The organism is Streptomyces sp. NBC_01304 (assembly GCF_035975855.1).
Classification (GTDB): Bacteria; Actinomycetota; Actinomycetes; order Streptomycetales; family Streptomycetaceae; genus Streptomyces.
Window position 1 is genome coordinate 7,606,640 of the sequence record NZ_CP109055.1, and the last position, 19,652, is coordinate 7,626,291.

At 71.3% G+C, this 19,652-nt stretch carries 20 protein-coding genes; 9 read left to right on the forward strand and 11 right to left on the reverse strand.

The genetic code is table 11. The annotated features are described in order from the left end of the window. Positions 1 to 103: 103 nt before the first annotated feature. The gene (locus tag OG430_RS33815; RefSeq protein ID WP_327356448.1) at positions 104 to 325 is read right to left on the reverse strand and encodes a DUF2277 domain-containing protein; all 222 of its coding nucleotides are present in this window, start codon (positions 323 to 325) and stop codon (positions 104 to 106) included. Between the two features lie 79 nt (positions 326 to 404). Then, positions 405 to 1,034: a DedA family protein gene (locus OG430_RS33820; protein ID WP_327356449.1), complete on the reverse strand. Its 630-nt coding sequence runs from the start codon at positions 1,032 to 1,034 to the stop codon at positions 405 to 407. Positions 1,035 to 1,297: 263 nt separating this feature from the next. Here OG430_RS33820 and OG430_RS33825 point away from each other — a divergent pair, with 263 nt between their 5' ends. After that, positions 1,298 to 1,852 carry a superoxide dismutase family protein gene (locus tag OG430_RS33825; protein ID WP_327356450.1) on the forward strand — a complete coding sequence of 185 codons (555 nt, stop codon included), beginning with the start codon at positions 1,298 to 1,300 and terminating at the stop codon, positions 1,850 to 1,852. A gap of 25 nt (positions 1,853 to 1,877) precedes the next feature. Here OG430_RS33825 and OG430_RS33830 read toward each other — a convergent pair whose 3' ends face one another. From OG430_RS33830 to OG430_RS33845, 4 genes are all read right to left on the reverse strand, one after another. Next, on the reverse strand, positions 1,878 to 2,345 hold the full coding sequence (locus OG430_RS33830) for a DoxX family protein (protein ID WP_327356451.1): 468 nt from the start codon (positions 2,343 to 2,345) through the stop codon (positions 1,878 to 1,880). 60 nt (positions 2,346 to 2,405) lie between these two features. Then, entirely contained in the window at positions 2,406 to 4,397 is a 1,992-nt protein-coding gene (locus OG430_RS33835; protein WP_442816751.1) for an FAD/NAD(P)-binding protein, read from the reverse strand. Positions 4,398 to 4,427: 30 nt separating this feature from the next. Further along, positions 4,428 to 6,122 carry an alkaline phosphatase D family protein gene (locus tag OG430_RS33840; protein ID WP_327356453.1) on the reverse strand — a complete coding sequence of 565 codons (1,695 nt, stop codon included), beginning with the start codon at positions 6,120 to 6,122 and terminating at the stop codon, positions 4,428 to 4,430. Positions 6,123 to 6,218: 96 nt separating this feature from the next. Beyond that, positions 6,219 to 6,890, reverse strand: a complete 672-nt coding sequence (locus OG430_RS33845) for an HNH endonuclease family protein (protein WP_327356454.1) — start codon at positions 6,888 to 6,890, stop codon at positions 6,219 to 6,221. 476 nt (positions 6,891 to 7,366) lie between these two features. Here OG430_RS33845 and OG430_RS33850 point away from each other — a divergent pair, with 476 nt between their 5' ends. After that, positions 7,367 to 7,948, forward strand: coding sequence for a TMEM165/GDT1 family protein (locus OG430_RS33850; protein ID WP_327356455.1), 582 nt, complete (start codon positions 7,367 to 7,369; stop codon positions 7,946 to 7,948). 140 nt (positions 7,949 to 8,088) lie between these two features. Further along, on the forward strand, positions 8,089 to 8,742 hold the full coding sequence (locus tag OG430_RS33855; protein WP_327356456.1) for an HAD-IA family hydrolase: 654 nt from the start codon (positions 8,089 to 8,091) through the stop codon (positions 8,740 to 8,742). 33 nt (positions 8,743 to 8,775) lie between these two features. Here the strand turns inward: OG430_RS33855 and OG430_RS33860 are convergent, their stop codons facing one another. Further along, the gene (locus tag OG430_RS33860; RefSeq protein ID WP_327356457.1) at positions 8,776 to 9,873 is read right to left on the reverse strand and encodes a peptidoglycan-binding domain-containing protein; all 1,098 of its coding nucleotides are present in this window, start codon (positions 9,871 to 9,873) and stop codon (positions 8,776 to 8,778) included. Between the two features lie 216 nt (positions 9,874 to 10,089). Between OG430_RS33860 and OG430_RS33865 the strand changes: the two genes are divergently transcribed. After that, entirely contained in the window at positions 10,090 to 12,141 is a 2,052-nt protein-coding gene (locus OG430_RS33865) for an MDR family MFS transporter (protein ID WP_327356458.1), read from the forward strand. Between the two features lie 22 nt (positions 12,142 to 12,163). Here the strand turns inward: OG430_RS33865 and OG430_RS33870 are convergent, their stop codons facing one another. Continuing rightward, entirely contained in the window at positions 12,164 to 13,570 is a 1,407-nt protein-coding gene (locus OG430_RS33870) for an amino acid permease (protein ID WP_327356459.1), read from the reverse strand. Between the two features lie 162 nt (positions 13,571 to 13,732). Then, a complete protein-coding gene (locus OG430_RS33875; RefSeq protein WP_327356460.1) occupies positions 13,733 to 14,233 on the reverse strand; it encodes a GNAT family N-acetyltransferase in 501 nt (166 codons plus the stop codon). A gap of 141 nt (positions 14,234 to 14,374) precedes the next feature. Between OG430_RS33875 and OG430_RS33880 the strand changes: the two genes are divergently transcribed. Both OG430_RS33880 and OG430_RS33885 read left to right on the forward strand, forming a co-directional pair. Then, positions 14,375 to 15,169 (forward strand): hypothetical protein, encoded by a 795-nt coding sequence (locus OG430_RS33880; RefSeq protein WP_327356461.1) that lies wholly within the window; start codon positions 14,375 to 14,377, stop codon positions 15,167 to 15,169. Continuing rightward, on the forward strand, positions 15,166 to 15,510 hold the full coding sequence (locus OG430_RS33885) for a hypothetical protein (RefSeq protein ID WP_327356462.1): 345 nt from the start codon (positions 15,166 to 15,168) through the stop codon (positions 15,508 to 15,510). The genes OG430_RS33880 and OG430_RS33885 overlap by 4 nt, the downstream gene beginning before the upstream one ends. 58 nt (positions 15,511 to 15,568) lie before the next feature. Here OG430_RS33885 and OG430_RS33890 read toward each other — a convergent pair whose 3' ends face one another. Further along, positions 15,569 to 16,339, reverse strand: a complete 771-nt coding sequence (locus OG430_RS33890) for a transposase family protein (protein ID WP_327351289.1) — start codon at positions 16,337 to 16,339, stop codon at positions 15,569 to 15,571. A 276-nt stretch (positions 16,340 to 16,615) separates the two neighbouring features. Further along, positions 16,616 to 16,933: an antibiotic biosynthesis monooxygenase family protein gene (locus tag OG430_RS33895; RefSeq protein ID WP_327356463.1), complete on the reverse strand. Its 318-nt coding sequence runs from the start codon at positions 16,931 to 16,933 to the stop codon at positions 16,616 to 16,618. Positions 16,934 to 17,085: 152 nt separating this feature from the next. Here OG430_RS33895 and OG430_RS33900 point away from each other — a divergent pair, with 152 nt between their 5' ends. From OG430_RS33900 to OG430_RS33910, 3 genes are all read left to right on the forward strand, one after another. Then, the gene (locus tag OG430_RS33900; protein WP_327356464.1) at positions 17,086 to 18,081 is read left to right on the forward strand and encodes an ion transporter; all 996 of its coding nucleotides are present in this window, start codon (positions 17,086 to 17,088) and stop codon (positions 18,079 to 18,081) included. 131 nt (positions 18,082 to 18,212) lie between these two features. Continuing rightward, on the forward strand, positions 18,213 to 18,809 hold the full coding sequence (locus OG430_RS33905; protein ID WP_327356465.1) for a hypothetical protein: 597 nt from the start codon (positions 18,213 to 18,215) through the stop codon (positions 18,807 to 18,809). Between the two features lie 44 nt (positions 18,810 to 18,853). After that, positions 18,854 to 19,612, forward strand: a complete 759-nt coding sequence (locus OG430_RS33910) for a bestrophin-like domain (protein WP_327356466.1) — start codon at positions 18,854 to 18,856, stop codon at positions 19,610 to 19,612. The last annotated feature ends 40 nt before the right edge of the window (positions 19,613 to 19,652 follow it).

A 19,652-nucleotide genomic window follows, 5' to 3' on the forward strand; every position in this document is an offset into this window, starting at 1 on the left:
CGCAATGCTACGTCTGTTCGAATTCGATGTGCGAGGGTTTCCTCACGCGTCACACGAACGTGTGGCCGAAAGTGCGCACGGCTGACCGAAGAGGGGGGCGGGCCTAGCCGCGTGCGGCGCCTCTGACCTCTAGGTTCTCCAGGAGCTCGCGGGTGGCCTCCGCGACCGCGTCCACGGCTCGGTCGAAGACCTCGCGGTTGTGTGCGGCCGGGGCGCGGAAGCCCGAGACCTTGCGGACGTACTGGAGCGCGGCGGCCCGGATGTCGTCCTCGGTGGCTTCCTCGGGGAGCACGGGCGGGCGAAGGGTCTTGATGCTGCGGCACATGCCCTCAGTCTGGCGCGAGGGTGTGCACCGGGGCCACCGGTTCGGATCGACCCCGGGTTCAGCTCGGATCGGCCCCGGCTCAGCCCGTCGTCTGCGGTCCCGCCGGACGCGGCCGGCGCATGAGGTACGCCGCCCCGGCCCCTGCCCCGAAGAGCGCCACGAGCGACACCCCCGTGGCCAGCCAGGTCGCCCCCAGCCACTGCCCGCCGAAGTACCCGAGCCCCACGCTGTACGCCGCCCACGCGACGCCCGCCAGGATCGACCAGGGCAGGAACTCGCGCACCTTCCGGTGCGCCGCACCCGCGCCGAGGGACACGACCGAGCGGCCCGCCGGGGCGAACCGGGCGATGACGACGAGGATGCCGCCGCCCCGCGCGAGCGCCGCGCCGAGCCGTTCCTGGGCGGAGGTGAGCCGGCGTGAGCGGGCGATGGCGCGGGAGAGGCGTTCGCCGCCGCGCCAGGCGAGGCGGTACGCGACCAGGTCGCCGAGCACGGACGCGGTGGCCGCGCACAGCAGCAGGGCCATGATGTCCGGCACCTCCCGTGCCATCTGTCCTGCGGCGCCCGAGCCCGCCGCCGCGGCGGTGGCCGCGGTGATCACCAGGAAGCCGCTGGGCAGCACCGGCAGGAACACGTCGAACAGGACGGAGAGCGCCACGACGGCGTAGATCCATGGGCTGCCGGTCAGCGACCCCACACTCTCGAGCACCCGAAAACTCCTGTGTCTGCCGCCATTCCCCCGACGCGATCGGCCTGTTGCACGATCGGCCTGACGGACAGCTGTACAGCGTACGCCTGCTGTGACCGCAGAGATCTACTGGGGTGCAAGTGTTCGTGGCCGGCCGTGCGGCGGGCCGCCTCCTCGCGTTCACCCGGCTGCCCCGGCCCGAGCGGCGGGCGGCGCGGGAGTCCCGTACGAAGCAAGAGAGGCAAGAAGGCTGAAAGAACGGGGCGTACGAGAGGAGCAGGGTGATGGTGGCAGTGGCGGGAGTGCTCGCGGGCGCCGTGGCGTCGGCGGTCCTTGCGAGCGGTGGCACGGCTGCGGATTGTTACTGGATGCGGGCCGAGGCGCAGTTCGCGCCGCCCACGGCGTTCATTCCGTCGGCGGCGGTGACGTACGACATGGAGCTGGTGCCCGCGGCGTCCTGGATCGAGGTGGCCCAGCGCAGCGACGAGCAGGCCACGACCGTGAAGCTGCGGGTGGAGGGGCTGAAGGCGGGCCACAAGTACGGCGTGCACGTGCACCAGAAGCCGTGCGGGGCCGACCCCAAGGACGCGGGCCCGCACTATCAGAACCGGGTCGACCCGGTGCAGCCCTCGAAGGACCCGAAGTACCTCAACGCGGAGAACGAGGTGTGGCTCGACTTCACCGCGGACAAGGAAGGCAGCGGGGCCGCCGTCGCCCGGCACAGTTGGGGATTCCGTGCGGGCGAGGCGGCCTCGGTGGTGCTGCACCGCGAACCGGGCGGTGCGGGCGACCGGTTGGCGTGCTTCACGGTGCCGTTCGGGTCACTGCCGCACGCCTGAGCGGTGCTTTGGAACAGGCCTCGGGTCAGGCCGTGGCGGGCGCGGCGGCCTTGGCCTCCTGCGCTGCGGGCTCGGACCCGGACTCGGCGGCGCGGCGGGCGAAGAGCCGGTCCAGGCCGAGCGCGCCGGAGCCGGTGAAGACCAGGAGCAGCAGGGCCCAGCAGAACATCGCGGAGGCCTCGCCGGAGTTCTGCAGCGGCCACAGCCCCTCGGGCTGGTGGACCTTGAAGTAGGCGTACGCCATCGAGCCCGAGGAGATGAACGCGGCGGCCCGGGTACCCAGGCCGACCATGACGAGAAGGCCACCCACGAGCTGGATGACGGCCGCGTACCAGCTGGGCCAGGTGCCGATCTCGGGGGCCTGGCCGCCCATCTGGGTGCCGTTCGGGAAGTCGAAGAGGCTGGCGGCGCCGTGGCAGGCGAAGAGCAGGCCGACGACGATGCGGAACAGGCCGAGAGCGTAGGGCTGGGCGCTGTTGAGGCGTCCGGTCATGACAGGGACTCCTTCGTTTCGGTCGTTTCTGGGGACGAGACCGATCGGGAAGGGAACAGGTTAGGTCAGCCTAAGCAGTGCTTGCAAGTTCAACATTTGCCCGTCCGGTGACAATGGAGAGGATCCGGCCAGAGTCTTGAGTGCGGCTCGAGCCACCGCGTCGGCGTCCGACAAGGTCACCGAGTCGACCCCGGGCCGGGCACCCGCCGCGGTCACCCAGTGCACGCCCTCCGTGGGCACCCCGAGCGCGAACCGCCGTGCGTGCGGGCGGCCTTGGCGGTCGATGAGACGGTACGGGCGCGGTGTTACGTCCAGCCCTCCGGTTTCGTAACCGTCGACGACATGCGGCCGGCACGCGCCGGTCTTCAACAGCCGCGCGAGCAGCTCGTCCGCGGTGCGCCGCAGATCGGGCTCGGGCAGCCGCGCCTCGATCAGCACCCCGGCACGTATCTCGGAACCCGGTACGGCGGGGGAGTGCGCGGCGTACGTCCCCTCGTCGGCCCGCACCTCCATGCGCGGGCCCACCACCTCGAGCACGCCCGCCTCGATCAGGGCCGTCATCTCCTCGATGCGGCGGCGGGGCGGGCCGATCGAGAGGAACGCGTTCAGCGGGGTGTACCACCGGTCGAGGTGGTCGCGGCGGGAGCCGCCGGTCAGGCCGCCGTGGTCGACGACCTGGCGCAGCTCGTTGCGCAGGTCCCGCAGCACGTCGAGGGCGGCCTTGAGCGGGCCCTCGACATTGCCGAGCGCGGCCTGGGCGGCGTCCTGGCCCAGATGGCCGGTGAGCCAGGCGCGGAAGTCGGCGGGCGAGCCGAAGGTGCGGCCCGCGTGGGGGCGGGAGATGCGGTCCCAGGACCAGCGGTCGGCGTCGGCCAACGCGAACTCGCCGAGCAGCGCCGCCTCTTGGGCGCTCCGGTGGTCGGTGGCGAGGAAGGCCCGGCGGAACGCGGCACGGACCCGGCCGTCCCGGTCGCCCGGCCCGAGCAGCGCCTCGTAGTAGACCGTCTCCACCTCCTTCGCCACCAACGGCCATATCTCGGCGAGGAAGTCCGGCGGGTCGCCCGCGTCCGCGCGCTTGCGGAAGCCCTCGATGACGTCGCCGGTCAGGGCGAGCGGTTCGTGCCGCCCGTACGCGCCCTTCGCGTTGTCGCCGCGCGCCTGGTACGGCACACCGCGGCGGGAGCCCGCGTACAGCTTCGGCTCCCGGCCGGACGGCAGGTAGCGCAGCCCTGCACGCCGCTGTCGTACGAAGCGGCCGCCGCGCCCCGACGTCAACAGGGCCATGTGATCGAAGAAGTTGAGCCCGAGGCCGCGCAGCAGCACCGGCTCGTCCGGGGCGATCTCCGACAGGTCGAGGTCGGCCGGGTTGGCGGGCGGGAAGTAGCGCAGGCCGTGCCGCTCGGCGTGGGCCGCGAGTCGTTCCTGGGCGGTGCAGGGGACGGTCGGGAGGTGGCCCTGGGCCAGCACGACCGCGGCGAGGCCGGACAGTTCGCGGCCGTCGGACAGGGTGAGGGACTGCAGCCCCGCCTCCGTGTCGCGGCCGGTGAGGCGGACCGCTCGTGCCCGGTGCACCTCGACCCGTACGGCCTCGGGGGCGCGCCGGACCACGTCGGCGAAGACCCACTCCAGGTAGGCGCCGTAGCGGGCCCGGGTCGGATAGTCGTCGGGGCCGAGGCCGAGGGAGCGCGCGGCGGCCCATTCGTACAGGCTCGGCCCCGGGCGCACCGGACCCGCGCAGTCGACGCTCTCGTCGGTGAAGAGGGTGACCTGCGAGGCCACGGTGTTCATCAGCAGCTCGCCGGACTGCGCGGTCCGCCAGACCCGGCCGGGGCCGGGCGGGGACGGGTCGATGACGTGGACCGTGAGGCGGGCGCCGGGAGCCAGGAGCTCGTCCGCGCTCGCGCAGATGCGTTCGAGGACGCTGGTGCCGCGAGGGCCCGCGCCCACGATCGCGACGGAGCCGGAGATCCCGGATATCGGGGACCCAGATATCGGGGACTTCGCGGACAAAGGGGTAACTCCTGGGCGGTGGAAGCGGATCGTCCGCCTCATCATGCCCGTGCGTCACCGGCAGGCGAAGGGCTAGGCGGAGGTTGGGCTTCCGGTGTGGCCTGGATCACGTCGCGGGGAAAGTTCGGCCTCCTCGACGGTGCGCAACCGCGCACCGCCACCCCGTACGGCCTTCGCCTGATCCAGCCGCAACCCCGCCCCGCGCCCCCGCAGGGTCAGCGTCATCAGGTGGTTGCCGAACCAAGGGCCGCCCGTCCTGCGCCAGTTGATCAGGGGCTTGCCGCTCCGGCCGTGCCGTGCGAAGCGGCGACCGAGGGCCCGTCCGGCCCGGCTCCAGCCGAAGCGGAAGCCGAGCTTGACCGTGGTGTGGATCGAGTTGTGGACGGGGGAGCAGGTCAGCTGGAGCACGCGGGCGTCGGGGCCCGAACCGGCCGGCCAGCTCGGCTCGGCGACGTACGCGTGATGGACGTCCCCCGACAGCACCAGGACCGTCGCCGGCGCCCCGGGCCCGCTGCCCGCCTCAGCGATCAGCGCCGTGAGCTCCTCGAACGACTTCGGGAACGCCGCCCAGTGCTCCAGGTCGCTGCGCCGCCGCAGGTCCTCCGCGATCCGCGCCCAGCGGGCTCCCCGCTCGCCCCGCGCGAGCGCCGCGTTCCAGCCTTCGGCGTCGTGGATCAGATGGGGGAGCAGCCAGGGCAGCGACGAGCCGATCAGGAGGTGGTCGTACGTCCCCGGAGCGTCCAGCGCCTGCTCGCGCACCCAGCCGGCCTCGCCCGCGTCGAGCATGGCGCGCTGCTGTTCGTCCAGGACGCGGGCCGCGCGGGTGTCGACCATCAGGAGCCGCACCCGGCCGAAGTCGCGGCGGTAGCTCCAGCGGGCGGCGCCCGGGTCCTGGTCGGCCTCGGCGGCGAACGTACGCAGGGCGCAGGTGCCGTCGGGGGTCGCGCGCACGGCGGCGTAGAGGGGGTCGGTGGCCAGTTCGGCCGGGGTGAGGTTGCCCAGGTGCTGATAGACCCAGTACGACATCAGCCCGCTCAGCACCCGCTCCCGCCACCAGGGGGTGTCCCGCATCTCCGTCAGCCAGGCTGCGCTCGTGTTCCAGTCGTCTATGACGTCGTGGTCGTCGAAGATCATGCAGCTGGGCACGGTGGACAGCAGCCAGCGGACCTCGGGGTCGAGCCAGGACTCGTAGTAGAGGTGGGTGTACTCCTCGTAGTCCGCGACCTGCGCGCCCGGCGGCTCCCGCAGATCGCGCCGGGCCGCCAGCCAGCTGCGGGTCGCCTTGGACACCATGTCCGCGTACACCTGGTCGCCCAGGAGCAGCAGCACGTCCGGCCGCTCGGCCCCCGGCTCGGCGGCAAGGCGCGCGGCCAGGGTGTCAAGGGCGTCCGGGCCCTTCGGGTCGTGCTCGTCCGCGGGCGGCGCGGACCAGCGGCAGGAGCCGAAGGCGACCTTCAACTCCCGTTCCTCGCCGGTCGATTGGGATGGGAGGGTGTGGATCGTGGACGCCGGGAAACGGGAGTCCGCGAGCGGCCACACGCGTGTGTCGTCGAGGTGCACCTCGTACGCCGTCTCCGTGCCCGGTGTCAGACCCGCCACCGGTATCAGCGCGTAGTGATGCCCGTCCACCTGGAAGGTGCGCGCGGCACCCTGCGCGCCGTCCGCGCACCGCACCTCGGCGGTGCACGGCCGGTCGGCCTCCACCCATACGGTCGCCGCCGACTCGTCGACGTACCGCAGCAAGGGGCCAAGGCGCAGCCGGGTCATCCGATCACTTCCCTCCGTCGCCCCGTACGGTACGGAACGACGGAGGTCGGCGGGGAGGTTCCGGAGCGCTTGATCTTCAACCGTTGTGTGCCCGGTTCAGCAGCCGCTGAGGGCCGACTGCAGGGCGCTCTTCTCCGCGGAGTCCACCGTCAGGTTGTAGTGGTGCTTCACGTGCACCCACATCCGTACGTACACGCACTTGTACGAGGTGCGCGAGGGCATCCACTTGGCCGGGTCCTGGTCGCCCTTGGACTGGTTGACGTTGTCCGTGACCGCGATCAGCTGCGGCCGGGTGAGGTCGTTGGCGAAGCCCTGGCGCTGGGCGGTCGTCCAGCTGCTGGCCCCGGACTTCCAGGCCTCGGAGAGCGGCACCATGTGGTCGATGTCCACGTCCGACGCCGCGGTCCAGGTGGCGCCGTCGTACTCGGAGAACCAACTGCCGCTGACCGCCGCACAGCTGGAGTCCTGCTGGACGTTGGTGCCGTCCCGCTTGAGGACGACCTCGCGGGTGTTGCAGGCGCCGGACTGGGTGATCCAGTGCGGGAACTTCTCGCGGCTGTACCCGTCGGAGGAGCCCTCGGCGCGCACGGTGAGCTCGCCGAGGTAGGTGCGGGCGGTGGCCGCGCTGACCGGGGTGGGGGGAGAGGCCTGCGCGGGGGTGCCGGTCAGGAGGGTGGTCGCGGATATGAGCGCCGTGAGTGCGCCGAGCGCGCCCAGCCGTCGATTTGTACGCAGCTGTGGGCGTCGACGCGCGTAGACACCGGACATGGGAACTCCCTTGGGTGTGGGGGCTGTTGGCCGCGTTGGCCCGGCCATGGTGGCGCCCGGGGGTTTCCGTGGGGTGAGCGCCGAGTGACAGGGTCGCGTCATTGGCACGCACACATCAAGAGTTCTGTCGCAGTGTCATGAAGCATGGGGAGTGCGGGAGTTGGCCGAATGTGGCGCAGGCCACTTCGCGGAGGGCCGAAAGGCCCTGGTCAGGGGTGTCCGTACGTCACGTACGATGGATGGCGCAGAAGGGGAGTAGCTCTTCGCCGGACCGTCGACATACTGCTCAGCTCGCCCTCCAGGGAGATGCTGAGCCGGCGCCCGGAGGCAGGCCTCGTTTTTTCGGGGCAGGCCAGCGAGACCTTCGGCAAGCAGTGCCAGGCATGCGTGCACCCGTACGCATGCACCGAGTGCTGCCATGCCGAGGTGTGTCGCAGTGACTCTCGGTGGGGCGGCCCCCGACCGATTGAGGACCCTTGATCAGCTTCAGCGTCACGGCGCTCGTCTTCGGCGTCGTCTTCCTCGCCGAACTCCCCGACAAGACCGCCCTGGCAGGCCTCGTCCTGGGCACCCGCTACCGCGCCTCGTACGTCTTCGCCGGAGTCGCCGCCGCCTTCGCGGTCCATGTCGCGCTCGCCATCGCGGCCGGCAGCGTGCTGACGCTGCTGCCCAGCCGCCTTGTGCAGGCCCTGACCGGTGTGCTGTTCCTGGCCGGTGCGCTCGTCCTCCTGATGAAGAAGGACGAGACCGAGGAGGACGTGCGCAAGCCCGCCGACCAGAGCTTCTGGAAGGTCTCCGGTGCGGGCTTCATGCTCATCCTGGTCGCCGAGTTCGGTGACCTCACGCAGATCATGACGGCCAACCTCGCGGCCCGTTACGACGACCCGGTCTCGGTCGGCCTGGGCGCGGTGCTCGCGCTGTGGGCGGTGGCGGGGCTCGGCATCGTCGGCGGGCAGGCGCTCATGAAGCGGGTGCCGCTGCGGCTGATCACGAAGGTGGCGGCCGTGCTGATGCTGGGGCTCGCGGGGTTCAGTCTGTTCGAGGCCGTGGCGGGCTGACGCCTGGTCGACGGGGGTCGGCCTGCGCTGTTGGCGTTATCGTCCCCGGTTTTGTATCGTGAAGGAACAAAGTGGTCCTCGCCCGTTTTCCCTGACCGGCGGGCGGGACCGCTTGTTTTTGTCTACTCGTAGGAGTCCTCATGACGGCCGTCCTGACCGCCCGCGCCCTCCTGCTCGACATGGACGGCACGCTCGTCAACTCCGATGCCGTGGTGGAGCGCTGCTGGCGCCGCTGGGCCGACAAGCACGGCCTCGACTTCACCGAGGTGATCAAGGTCGTGCACGGGCGTCAGGGCTATGCCTCGATGGCCGTGCTCCTCCCCGGGCGCCCGATGGAGGACAACTACGCCGAGAACCGCGAGATGCTCGCGGCGGAGACCTCGGACGTCGACGGCGTGGTGCCGATCGGGGGCGCGCCCGCGTTCATGGCCGCCATCGCCGACCTGCCGCACGCCCTGGTGACCTCGGCCGACCGGGCCCTGGCCCGCGCCCGCATGGGCGCGGCCGGGCTCGACATGCCGCTCGTGCAGGTCACGGCCGAGAGCGTGGGCGCGTCCAAGCCGGACCCGGAGGGCTTCCTCAAGGGGGCCGCCGAGCTGGGCATCGACCCGGCGGACTGCCTCGTCTTCGAGGACTCCGAGGCGGGTATCCAGGCGGGCCGCGCGGCCGGCATGCGGGTCGTGGGAGTCGGCCCCCGGGCGGCCGCGTACGACCCGACGGTGCATGTCCTCGACCTGAACCAGGTCCGGGTGGATGCCCTGCCCGACGGCGGGCTGCGCCTCACCGTCGCCTGACGGCCATCGCCTGACGAAGCCCGGGCGCTACGGCTACGGCTCTTCCGTCTGGGACTCCAACGCCTGCCGGGTCGCCGGCCCGTACACGCCCTGCTCGTCCGACTCGATGCCCTCCGACCACTGGAAGTACTGCACCGCGTTCTTCACCTGGGTGTCGAACTGCCCGTTCGCCGGGCCCGAGTACAGGTACGTCTCCTTGAGGCGCTGCTGCAGCTCGCGGACCTCCGGCCCGCTGTCGCCCTCCCGCAGCACCGCCGGGGCGGTCGGGCTGGGCGTGCTGACCGTGCCGGTGGCGGACGCCGTCGACGGGCGGGCCGTCGGCGAGGCCGACCTCGTGGGCGTGGGGGACTTCGACGGCGTCGGGCTCGCGCTCTTCGACGGTGACGCCGAGGGTGAGGGGCGCGCGCTCTTCGACGTCGACGGGGACGCGGACGGCACCACCGAGACGGGGGCGCCGGTCGTCCGGTCCGGCAGGGCGCGCTCCGGCTTCGTGTCGCGGGAGAAGAGACCACTGGCGAAAGCCGTGACCGCGACCACGGCCACCGCGGCGCCCGCGACGGCGAGCAGGGTGGTGCGACGACGCCCGGCGCGCTCGTCGGGGTCGGGGTCGGGGGCGGCGTCCGTGCCGAAGCCGTGCTCCGGGTCGTGACCGCCGTCCGGGTCGTAGCCGTCGTCCGGCACGGGTAGGGGCAGGGGCAGGGGTGGGTGCTGGAGGCTCAGGGGCGCGTACGTTTCCTCGTCGGCCGCTGCGTTCCGGTCGCCTTGGTCGCTGTGGCTGCCTCGGTCGGCATGGTCGCCCTGGTGGTCCGGGCCGTCCCGGCCCGCCGGAGCCGCGCCGGGCTCCCCCGCGAACAGGTCCAGATCCCCCTCACGCGGCGGCTCGCCCTCCCCTGCGTACACCGCGGGAACAACGGGCGCCCCCGGCTCCTCCGGCTCGGGGCCAGGCCCCGGCTCGGCGTCCGGCAGCGAGACGTACGGGCGTATCCGCAGCGGATCGAAGTCCTCCGCGGCCGCCGCCTCCGCCGAACGGACGTCGCGTGCCGCGTCCGAGGCGCGCTGCGCGCAGGCGCAGTCAGGTGCGCCGTCCGCACCTCTGGGCGTACCGCATTCAGGACAGTTGCGTCCGCTCACCGTATGGGTCCCCTCCCTTGAGCTCCCAGAGATTATGCAGACCCACCCCCCTCAGGCCCAGGCCCCCCAGGGGCCACTCGACAGGCCATAAGCAGACAGAACGGGAAGGATGGGTGACGAGCTCGGTACGGAGAGCTCCGTACGGACAGACGCCGCGAGGCGTCGCGAGACGTCGACTGACGCCGAGAGGCACCGAGAGGCACGGTGGAGGCATCGATGGCCCAGGACCTGAGCGGCCCGAGCGCCGCGCCGGCGGCCGTTCCGGGAGCTGATCTGCCGCAGAAGTCGGTCCTGGTGTCCATCGGCGCGCTGCTGCTCGGCATGTTCATCTCCGCGCTCGACCAGACCATCGTGTCGACCGCGCTGCCGACGATCGTCAGCGACCTCGGCGGCATGCAGCACCTGTCGTGGGTGGTCACGGCCTACATGCTGGCCTCCACCGCGGTCACCCCGCTCTGGGGCAAGCTCGGTGACCAGTACGGCCGCAAGAAGCTCTTCCAGCTTGCGATCGTGATCTTCCTGATCGGCTCGGCGCTGTGCGGCATGGCGCAGAACATGCCCCAGCTCATCGGCTTCCGCGCGCTGCAGGGCCTGGGCGGCGGCGGCCTGATGGTCCTGTCGATGGCGATCGTCGGCGACATCGTCTCGCCCCGCGAACGCGGCAAGTACCAGGGCCTGTTCGGCGCGGTCTTCGGCGCGACGAGCGTGCTCGGACCGCTGCTCGGCGGCGTCTTCGTGGACAATCTGAGCTGGCGCTGGGTCTTTTACATCAACTTGCCGATCGGCATCGTGGCCCTCGCTGTGATCGCCGCCGTACTGCACATCCCCAAGCGCTCGCAGAAGCACACGATCGACTATCTCGGTACGTTCCTGATCGCGTCGGTCGCCACCTGTCTGGTCCTCGTCGCCTCGCTCGGCGGCACCACCTGGGCCTGGGGCTCGGCGCAGATCATCGGGCTCGCGGTGCTCGGCGTGGTGCTGCTCGCGGCGTTCGTGGCGGTGGAGCGCAAGGCCGCGGAACCGGTGCTTCCGCTGAAGCTGTTCCGCATCCGCACCTTCACGCTCTCGGCCGTCATCAGCTTCATCGTCGGCTTCTCGATGTTCGGCGCGATGACCTATCTGCCGACGTTCCTGCAGGTCGTGCACGGTGTCTCGCCCACCATGTCGGGCGTCCACATGCTGCCGATGGTCTTCGGCCTACTCCTGTCCTCGACCATCTCGGGGCAGATCGTCAGCCGCACCGGACGCTGGAAGATCTTCCCCATCGCGGGCACCGCCGTCACCGCCGTCGGCCTGCTCCTGCTGCACCAGCTGAAGGAGACCACCGGCACCTGGGAGATGAGCGCCTTCTTCTTCGTGTTCGGGCTCGGCCTCGGCCTGGTGATGCAGGTCCTGGTGCTGATCGTGCAGAACGCCGTCAGTTACGAGGACCTCGGCGTCGCCACCTCCGGCGCGACCTTCTTCCGCTCCATCGGCGCCTCCTTCGGCGTCGCGATCTTCGGCACGATCTTCACCAACCGTCTGGACGACAAGCTGGCGAAGGCCTTGGCGGGCAAGGCGCCGCCGGGGACGGCCAAGATGATCGAGGCGGACCCGCGCGCCATGGCCCAACTGCCGCCCGAACTGCGGCCGTCGGCGCTGCACGCGTACTCGACGTCGATCACCGATGTGTTCCTGTACGCCGCCCCGGTCGCGCTGCTCGCGTTCGTGCTCGCCTTCCTGTTGCGCGAGGACAAGCTGCGCGGCTCGGTGACGGCGCCGGACGCCAGCCAGACCCTGGCCAGCAACCCCGTCGAGCGGTCCTCGCGGGAGGAGGTCGGCCGGGCCCTGTCGGTGCTCGGCACCCGGCAGGGGCGCAAGGAGATCTACCAGCGGATCACCGCCAAGGCGGGCTACGACCTGCTGCCCGCGGCCAGCTGGATGCTGCTCCGGATCCAGCGCTTCGGCCATGTCGAGCCGGCCGTGCTCGCCGAGAACACCACGGTGCCGCTGTCCGTCATCCAGGCCGCCGCCCGGCAGGTCGAGGAGCGCCGCCTCGCCACCCGCGACGGCCTCGGCCTCGTCCTCACCGAGCAGGGCCGCGAGGTTGCGGCCGGACTCGGCAGGGCCCGCGAGGAGTCCCTGTCCGAGCTGCTCGGCGACTGGTGGGGCCCCGACCGGCCCACCGACCTGGTGCGCCTTGTGGAGGAGCTGAGCCTGGAGCTGAGCGGGTCGGACGGCGAGCGCCCGAACCACGGCGTGGTCGTGGGGGACCACCGGGCGGTGTGAGCCCGACGCTCGTCGCGAGGGCTCAGGCCTGCCGACGCCGCTGCCGCACGTACCCGATCGCGGCCAGCGCGACCGTCAGCCCGGCCGTCGAGAAGAGCTGCACCCGGGTGTCGTGCTCCTTCGCCATCAGGACCAGGATCGCGAACATGCCGATCAGGGCGACCCAGGTCAGCACCGGGAACAGCCACATCCGTACGACCAGCTTCTCCGGCGACTCGCGCTCCAGGACCCGGCGCGTCCGCAGCTGGGCCACCGCGATGAAGATCCAGACGACCAGGAAGGCCGCACCGATGATGTTCAGGAGCCAGGCGAAGACAGTGTCCGGCCACCAGTAGCTGAGCAGCGTCGTGACGAACCCGAAGAAGGCCGTGGCAAGCACCGCCGCACGCGGCACACCCCGCCCGAAGGTCCGGGCGAGCGCCTTCGGACCCTCGCCGCGGCCCGCGAGGGAGTAGGCGATGCGGGAGGCGCCGTAGATGTTGGCGTTCATCGCGGAGAGCAGCGCGATCAGGACGACGACGTCCATGACGCGGCCGGCGCCCGGGATGTTCAGCCAGTCCAGGACGGCGACGTACGGACCCTTCTCCTTGACCTCGGGGTCGTTCCACGGCACCAGCGTGACGATGACCGCCATCGAGCCGATGTAGAAGATCGCGATGCGCCACATCGCGGTCTTCACGGCCTTGGCGACGCCCTGCACCGGGTTCTCGGACTCGGCCGCGGCGATCGTCACCGTCTCCAGGCCGCCGTACGCGAACACCGAGGTCAGCAGTCCGACGATCAGCCCCTCGCTGCCGTTCGGCATGAACCCGCCGTGCCCGGTCAGGTTGGTGGCCCCCGGAGCGTCGGTGCCCGGCAGCAGCCCGGTGATCGCGAGGACGCCGATCAGCAGGAAGACCGTGATCGCCACGACCTTCAGGGTGGCGAACCAGAACTCGAACTCGCCGAAGTTGCCGACCGCCGTGAGGTTGGTGACGGCGAAGATCACCATGAACAGCGCGGCCCACATCCAGCCCGACGTGTCCGGGAACCACCCCGTCATCACGCTCGCCGCACCGATCGCCTCGGCGCCCACGCCGACGCTGAGCAGCACCCAGAACACCCAGCCGACCGTGAACCCGGCCCACGGCCCCATCGCCCGCTCGGCATGCACCGAGAACGAACCCGACGCCGGATGCGCCGCCGACATCTCGCCGAGCATGCGCATCACGAGCATGACGAGCGCGCCCGACAGGACGTACGCGACGATGATCGAAGGACCCGCGGCCGCGATACCGGCGCCGGAGCCGACGAAGAGGCCCGCGCCGATCACACCGCCGAGGGCGATCATCGACAGATGGCGCTGCTTGAGGCCGTGCGAGAGGTGCGGGCCCGACTCGGCGACGGGGGCGGGGGAGTCCGAGCGGGGACCCTGGGGCGAGTTGTGCATCCCCTATGTGTAATACACGCGGAATGCACCCTTGCGCAGATGGCGCCGGATCGTGCCGAAGTGGACGAATGTCACAGAAGGCCGAAAGTCACCGAGAGGGGCCGCCGTTGGTCCTGCATCACGTCCTGCGTCACGTCCTGCATCTCATGGTTCACGCGTGGTTCACGCTGCTTCGAGGTGCTTCTCGAACCAGACCTCGGCGTACATCGAGTCGTTGTACGCCTCGATCTCCGCGTAGCCGCTGCGCGCGTACAGCGCCCGCGCCTCCACCAGGTCGAGCCGCGTGTCCAGGACCAGGCGCTCGGCGCCGAGCCCGCGGGCCGCGTCCTCGATGGCGCGCAAAAGCACCCCGCTGCCGCCCTTGCCGCGCATGTCCTCGAGCACGAAGACCCGGGTCAGTTCGCCCGTGGTGGCGTCCAGCATGCGCAGCCCGGCACACCCGGCGAGGACGCCGTCGTGCCGTGCGACGACCAACGCGCCCTTGGGCGGGTCGAGTTCGGCCCCGCTCTCCGCGGCGATCTCGCGCTCCAGCTCCTCGGGGTCCGTCTTGTGCCCGTGGTTGAGCTCGTACCAGCGGTCGCTCACCTCCGTGTAGTACGCACGCCACAGCGCGGCCGCGTCGGGCGAGTCGAACGGTTCGGGGGCGACGGTCCAGGAGCTCATGGGACCGATCATGCGTCGGCGGGCCCGTGGCGCGCAATCGAGAAAGGGCCCGTCCGGCGCCCGGCCGCCCGCTGCCCGTTTCATGCGGTGCTGCCGGGTTACCCGGTGTGACGACAGCCCCACACAACCTGGGAGCGGCCCATGTCCACTGTCGAGATCGTGATCGTCGTCGCGCTGTCCGTGGTTCTGCTGCTCGTCGTCGGCGGCGTACTCCTGTACGCCACGCGGCGAGGCGGTGGCGGCTCGCTCCGGCGCCGTTTCGGCCCGGAGTACGACCGCACCGTCGCCCGCCACGACGGAGACACCAAGGCCGCCGAGCAGGAACTGAAGGAGCGGGTACGGCGGCACGGCGACCTCCGGCCGAAGCCGCTGCCCGCAAAGGCGCGGGAGACCTACGTCACCCAATGGGCCGGGGTCCAGGAGCGGTTCGTCGACGCGCCGAGGCAGGCCACGGCCGACGCGGAGCGGCTCATCGCCAGGCTGGCGGCCGAGCGCGGCTACCCGGACGGCGACCGTCGCGAGGAACAGCTCGACGCGCTCTCCGTACATCACGGGGCACGGGTCCACGGATACCGCCTGCTGCACGCGCGCGTGGCGGCCGACGCCGGCACCGAGGAACTGCGCGGCGCGCTGCTGGAGGCGCGGAGCCTCTTCGACGAACTCCTGCCGACGCAGGGCGCCGCCCAAGGCACCGAACGGGGCGGACGCGCCGAAAGGCCGAGGGCGAGGGTGACGGAGTCGAAGGCGCCGACGGCAGAGCCGGCCAAGGAACCGGCCGACGAATCGACGGCACAACCGGCCAAGGAACCGACGACGAAGTCGACCAACGAACCGATGGCGAAATCGACGACGGATCCCCGGCCGAAGCCCTCCCGGAAGTTCCGTGAACGCGCCCACCAGCCCTGGGCGTTCCGCACGAAGGGAGAGGCCCGATGACGACGACCGACCTCCCGGGCGGCACCTCGCCCTCGCCCCTCGTCCCGTCCGCCGAGCGCGACAAGCTGGCCCTGCGGCTGCAGCAGGCCCTGAACGGCTTCGTCGACGACCCCCGCCGGTCCACGGCCGACGCCGAGAGCGTCCTGGAAGAGACCGTGGACCACGTGACCCGGGCCCTGCAGGAGCGCCGCACCGCGATCCGCACGGCCGCCCAGGACACCCCGGACGCGGCCGGCGCCGAGGACGCCGAGAGCGACAGCAAGACCAGCGCCGGGACCGAGGAACTGCGCCTCGCCCTGCGCCAGTACCGGGACCTGTCCGAGCGCCTGCTGCGTCTCTAAAGCGTGTTGCACAAGGCTGTGTTCGGGCAGGTCAGGGCCTGTGATCGCGGTCTTCTGGTCATGATGCGAGGGCGAGGTTGTGCATGTGGGCGACGGCCTGGACGGCGTGATGGAGGCCGTTGCCGCGTTGTCGGCAGTCGCGGAGGATCTTGTAGTTCTTCATCCGGCCGATCACATGCTCCACGCGGGCGCGGACCTTGCGGTGCGCGGCGTTGTCCGCTTCTTCGCCCGGTAGCAGGGACCGTCGGGGACGTTTGCGGTGCGGGATGACCAGACCGGTGTTGGTGTAGGCGCCGTCGCCAAGGACGGTGACGCCCTGGCAGTGCTCGGCGAGGCCGGAGGCCCGCCAGGCGTGGGCGTCCGCGGTGGTGCCCGGCACCGGGCGGGCCGCAGCGATCACCAGGCGGGTGTCAGCATCGACGATGACCTGCACGTTCGCCGAGAACCGATAGTTGCGGCTGGAGGAACCGACCTGCCGGTCGCGGACCGGGATCAACGTTCCGTCCACGATCCACAGTCGCTCCGGTGCGTCCGCCGGGCGGGAGGCCGGCTCGAGCGCGAGCAGCGGCCCGAGCCTTTGGATCACCCGGCAGACCGTGGACGAGGAGATACCGAACAGCGGTCCCAGCTGCCGCATCGTGAGGTTCGTGCGGTAGTACACCGCCACCACCAGCACCCGTTCGGCCAGCGGCAGACTCCACGGCCGGCCCTGCAGCGTGCCGTTGCCGCCGCGCTCGCGCACCGCCTTCAGCAGCCGCGCAAACTGCGTCACCCGCAGCCCGGTGAACGTCTCCACCCACACCCGTTCTGCCCTCAACACCCCAGCCATACAGCGGAGATGCCCAGATCACAGCCTTGTGCAACACGCTTTAGGGCCTGTCTTCAAACTCCCGTCGTCGCCCGAAGGGCGGCCTTGCGGCGTCTGGTGCGTGCTCTCGGCGTGCCGGGCGGAAGGCCCCGTCGATGGACCGGACGTACTTGGGCTTTCGCCCGGTGCGTCGAGAGGGGGTCCCCCCTGCTCGAAGAGCTTGGGGGAGCGTGCCAGGCGTCGCGAGGCAGACGGGAGTTTGAAGACAGGCCCTAGGGCGTGCCTCGGCCCTGACGGTCAGCCCTGCTTGGGCGCAGCCTGCTGGACGACCTCGAACGACCACACCGTCGACCCCGACGCCGCAGGCTTGGGCCGCTCACCGCCACCCTGGTGAGCGGCCTTCATCGGCCCCTCCATCCAGGCCTGGAAGGCGGCCTCGTCGCGCCAGCGGGTGTAGACGAGGTACTGATCCGTGCCCTCGATCGGTCGGAGAAGCTCGAACCACTCGAACCCGTCGGAGTTCTCCACCGCGCCCGCGCGCGAGGCGAAGCGCTTCTCCAGGACTTCCCGCTGCTCGTCCGGGACGGTCAACGCGTTGATCTTCACGATGCTCATGCCGCCCATCCTGCCTCACCCCCTCCTCCGTCACTCCAACGAGTGAGGAGCAGGCCGATCGGCCATGCAACGGCCATGAGATCCATTTCGGTTGGGCAGTGTCGTTCCGTCATCGAGCCGAGCCATGAGCACAAAGGATGTGAAGGACCCGAATGACGGTTCACACGGCGGCCGGCACGCCGTCCCCGCGCGAGGTGGTGGCGCGGCGCTGCCGCACGGTCAGTGAGGCGCGCTGGTTCGCGATCACCGTGATCGTGCTGATCCTCGTCAACGCACTCCTGCTCGGCGTCGAGACGTACACGGGAGTCGTCCACGAGTGGCACTCCTGGCTGCGGACCGCCGAACACCTCTGCCTGGCCGGCTTCACCGTGGAGATGGCGGTACGCATCGGAGCCCACGCGGACCGCCCGCGGGACTTCTTCCGCGACCCGTGGAACCTCTTCGACCTCGCCGTCGTGATGTGCGCCTTCCTGCCCGTCGTCAGCGAGAACACCACGCTGCTGCGACTGCTGCGCCTCGCCCGGGTCCTGCGCACCGCCCGCTTCCTGCCCCAACTGCGCATCCTGCTCGTCGCGGTCGGCCGCAGCCTGCCGGGCACCGCGAGCTTCCTGCTCGTGGGGGCGCTGCTCCTGTACGTCTACGCGATGGTCGGCTGGATCTTCTTCGCGCACTCCGACCCCCAGCACTTCGGCTCGCTCGGCCGGGCCGTGCTCACGCTGCTGCTCCTGATGACCCTGGACGGGCTCGGCGACGCGGTGCACGGAGGGCTCGCGATCTCGCGGTGGAGCGTCTTCTACTACGGCGCGTACGTCCTGATGGCGTCCTTCGTCCTCGTCAACGTACTCATCGGTGTGGTCATCAACTCCCTTGAGGAAGCACGGGAGATGGAGAAGGCCGAGAAGGCGGAGAAGGAGGCGCAGGAGTTGCGGGCGGCGCGGGAGCAGGAGGGGGGCGGCCTGCACGGCGTCGCGGTCCTCGTGCCCGCCGCCGGACACGAGGACGCCCCGCTGCTGCACCAGCGCATCGCCGCCACCCGCCAGGCCCTGGACGACCTGGAGCGCAGCCTCGCGAAGCTCCCGGCGCCGGGACACGGCCGGACCGTGCGGGGCGCCGGGCTCTCCTCGATGAACGGGCACGGCAGCGCATAGGTCCGGCCGCCGAGTCGGCGCTGACTGCCTGTCATATTGCGTGCCCGGGGGCCGTGTCGCGGCCGTCCCTTGATCGTTTCTTCTCTTGCGATCACTGCGCTGCGGTGGGCGTCTCAAGTGGAGGCGAGGGGATGAGCATGTGGTACGTCACCGGCCTTGGCGCCGTCGCGACCACCCTGTGCCCGCTGTCCGGCACGGTCGGCATCGGCCTCAACCTCACGGTCGACGACGTCCTGGAGTCGGCGCTCTCCACCCGGCTCGAGGTGTGCCGGCCGGAGGCGCCCGAGGTGGTGGCGGTCGAGGTCGGTTCGACCGTACGGCTGCTGCCCGCACCGGAACCCTCGTCGGCCCCCTCGCCCGCGCCGCCTCCGGTCGCGGCCCCGCCCGGTCGCGCCGCACCGGCGCCCGCGCCGCCCGTCCCGGCCCCGTCGGCCGCTCGCGCGGCGCGCCCCGCGCCGGACCGCCCGGTGCTCCCGGAGCCGACCCCCGAGCCGCCTCCGGCGGACCCGGCCCCCACGCCCGATCCGCCGCGCATGCGGGCGGCGGCCGGTCCCGTTGCCGAGCGGTTTCCGGTACGTCCCTACCGCAGCGCGCTGCTCAAGCGGCCCACGCCGGACGGGTTCTCGACGGTCACCTTGATGGTGGTGGTCACCACCCCCGCCGTGCTCGCCGCCGCCGCGCTGCGCCCCAACTCCAGTTCCCGTTCCAGGGGCGCCGCCCGCACCTGACGGCGCCGGCCCTCAACACCCTTATCCGTACGAGGAGTTGCCCCATGTCCGAATGGCTCGTCCTGGCCGTCGCCCTGGCCCTGGTCTGCGCCCTGGTCGTCACCGTCGCCGTGCTGCGGCACCGCCGGGCGGACGTCGACGAGGACACCTCCGAGACGCCGGACGTCATCGAGTACATGGTGATGATGGTCGGCGTGGTGTACGCCATCGTCCTCGGCCTCGCGATCGCCGGGGTCTGGGAGGCGCGGGGCGCCGCGGAGGACTCCGTACGCCGTGAGGCCCAGGCGCTCTACGAGGTGAGCCGGCGCGTGGAGGTCTATCCGCCCGAGGTGCGCGAGCGGATCCGCGGCGAGATCGACGCCTACGCCAGCCACGCGATGACCACCGAGTGGGCGAGCATGACCGAGGGCGTGGCCCCCTCCGCGCAGGGCGCGCACCTCCTCGATCAGGTGCGCGGCGACATCACCCGGCAGGCACCGGCCAACGAGCTGCAGGCCGGGGCCTATCAGCCGCTGCTCGACCAGATCGCCATCGCCGACGACGCACGGCACGTACGCGTGTCCGGCGCCGAGTCGACGCTGCCCGGGGTGGTGTGGTTCGGGCTCGTGGGAGGCGGGGTGGTGACCGTCGGGCTCATCTTCACCCTCCAAATCCGGCGATCCGCACGGGAGTTGCTCCTCGCCGGCGTGTTCAGCGGACTGATCGTGTTCCTGCTGTTCCTGGTCTGGAACTTCGACGCGCCCTTCGGCAGGTCGGGTACGCAGTCGGCGGAGCCCTTCCGGGAACTGCTCATCGAGGCCTGAGCCGGTCAGGCGTCGCCTTCGGTGGCGCGCCGCTCGGCTT